The 2,048-nt window shown below is 45.2% G+C and carries 1 protein-coding gene and 1 pseudogene; both read left to right on the forward strand.

The window, feature by feature from the left end:
• Positions 1–1,322 (forward strand): Bgr_08870 family protein (locus tag ACFINX_RS09865; protein WP_375668774.1); only part of this gene is annotated, 1,322 nt, incomplete at its 5' end.
• A 190-nt stretch (positions 1,323–1,512) separates the two neighbouring features.
• Positions 1,513–2,048 (forward strand): annotated as a pseudogene (locus ACFINX_RS09870) (phage tail protein); the annotation flags it as partial.

Genomic DNA, 2,048 nt, shown 5'->3' on the forward strand with positions numbered 1-2,048 from the left:
TCAGTTCTGAATTCCCAATCTTGCGGGAAAACTTGACCAAAATTGATCAAGCTCTTTTGGCTGTTGAGGAAAAGGTAAACGAAAAAGCACCTTCAAAACACACGCATACAATAAGTGATATCGCAGATCTTGAAGCAGCCCTTAAGGGCAAGATGGCAGCGGATAAAACCTTCTCATTTGCTGATTTAAGCGATATCGAGGGCGCCAAAGATGCGGCTAACAATTATGTTCTCTATAAATCAAGCAATAATAACTTCACTTTTGGCAGTGCAATATCACTGTTAGGCGCACATCAACATAAAACCGAAGATATCGTGGGGCTTGATGATTTTAGAGCCAAGATCAATGAAGATCTCACAAGCTATGGACGCCTCACAAACCCAAATGAATGGCAAAATTATAATAAATTTACCAGCAAAGTCACTATGAGTGGTGGCTTAGAACTGTTGGGTAATTCGTCGTTTAACCTTATCCATAATGGTGAAGTGGTTACCAATTTAAACACAAACGGAAGCACCTTGAAAGGACCTTTAAAAGTTGATGGAGATCTTGTTTATACGAAAGCGCAAGTGGATGAAGCCATCTTGGCAGGAATAAAGAGGCTAAAAAAAGATTTGACCGATAAAATCACGAATTGGCCGGCACTTGCTGATGCTGAATTGCTCTATACGCAAGATGGAAAAATTCAATGGCCCGATTGGGTCACGGATAACACAAAAGTCGAAATCCAAGCATGGGGTGGAGGTGGCAGTGGTGGCGGAGCCTATTTGTCAGGATTAGGAGGAGGTGGTGGTGGTGCCGGTTGTTCAGTCTGGTATGGCTATAAAGCCAGTTTAAAGGGTCATGAGAATATCACAATTGGTAAAGGAGGAGCTTCTGTGGGAAAGCAGTGTGTAAACGGTAAGTCTGGAGGAACAACAATCATTGGCAAGAATTTTATCACCGCCACAGGAGGAAACTATGGTAGTGCTGGTTACTATAGTTCACGAAATGGTTATGTTACTGGCTGCTATTCAGGAAGTGGTGGTACTGGAGGAGTAGGGGGAAATTTTGGCTTGGCAACGGATGAGCACCTAGGACTTGCTAAAGGCGGGAATGGTTATGCTGGAACAAGCGGAATTACGAGTAAGACAAGCGGTAACGGAGGTGATGCTGGGGGTGATACATCAAGAGGTGGCGCTGGAGGGATAGGACAAGGTTCCTATAGTTCAGGAAAAGCAGGGCGTGGTTTTGGTGGTGGTGGTGCTGGCTCTCATGGAGATTCCTCTCCAAGCGGTGCTGGAGCCGATGGTGCTGTCCTTATAAGGTTATGGAAAGAATAAATGGATGCACAAGTAACCAAGATACGACAGAAGTCAAATGGATAGCTGTTCTATAAGCAGGCTTATATGTTTTTAAGTCCTTTTATCGCTCGTTCAAAGCCCTTTAAAAGGGCTTTTTTTGACTGACAGTGTCAGTCTTATGTAAGAGTGCACTTGTTGTTATGGTCTCTTCATTGATTTGGAGAGCAAGATGGCAACAGAATTTAATCATGGGATTCGCATTGTAGAGGCTGGTGAGAATTCCCGTCCTTTAGCAACATTTGATCAGACCGCCATTGGGGCGGTTGTTACAGCCCCTGATGCTGATAACCAAGTTTTTCCCCTCAACGAGCCTGTCCTTCTCTTTACGCATGAGGGTGAGAAAATCCAAAAGCTTGGAACAAGAGGCACAGCTCTTGATGTTATTAATGCTGTGTGCGCACAGGGGATTGAGGCACAAATTATTCTTGTGCGGGTGGAAGAAAAATCAACCATTGCTGAGACACAAACTGAGATGGTGGGATCAAACGCTCACCTGACCGGTGTGCACGCCTTGGCTCATGCGCGTGGGCATTTAGGTGTGGAACCTGGGATTTTACTGGCACCGGCTTATAGTGCAGGGCGGATTGACAATGGCAAAAACCCTGTGGCAGACGCTTTGGAACAGGTTGCAGAAAAGTTGCAAGCCATTGCCGTGTTTGATACGGGGGGTAAAAATGCGGAAGAAAGCCTTGCCTATCGTGCAGA

The organism is Bartonella sp. AP36NXGY (genome assembly GCF_042195865.1).
Classification (GTDB): Bacteria; Pseudomonadota; Alphaproteobacteria; order Rhizobiales; family Rhizobiaceae; genus Bartonella.